This window comes from Streptomyces viridosporus (assembly GCF_002078235.1).
In the GTDB taxonomy this organism is placed as follows: Bacteria; Actinomycetota; Actinomycetes; order Streptomycetales; family Streptomycetaceae; genus Streptomyces; species Streptomyces viridosporus.
The window spans coordinates 1-259 of the sequence record NZ_MSGP01000700.1 but is presented as its reverse complement, the minus strand read 5'-3'; the positions used below and the strand labels follow the sequence as shown (position 1 = coordinate 259).

Here is a 259-nt window from a genome sequence, read left to right as displayed (position 1 = left end):
CCCGGCGCATCGCCGAACAGCGCGGCTGCACCGTGTGGTCCGCCCGCGGCGGCGAGACCCTGCGCTCCGTCCCCTTCAACGTCCTGCGCCAACTCCTCCAGCCCGCCCTCGTGTCGATGCTGCCGGAGGAGGCCCGCGAGTACCTCGGCGACTGGTACGACATCGCCGGCCCCGCCCTCGGCGTAGCGGAGCCCGGCGACCGGCACGCCGACCCGCAGGGCGTGTGCGAGGGACTGATCGCCGCGGTGCGCCGGCTGGC

General features: G+C 76.1%; 1 pseudogene. It reads left to right on the top strand.

Annotation, left to right across the window (positions count from 1 at the left end):
• Positions 1–259: pseudogene (locus B7L92_RS36050) on the top strand (ATP-binding protein); the annotation flags it as partial.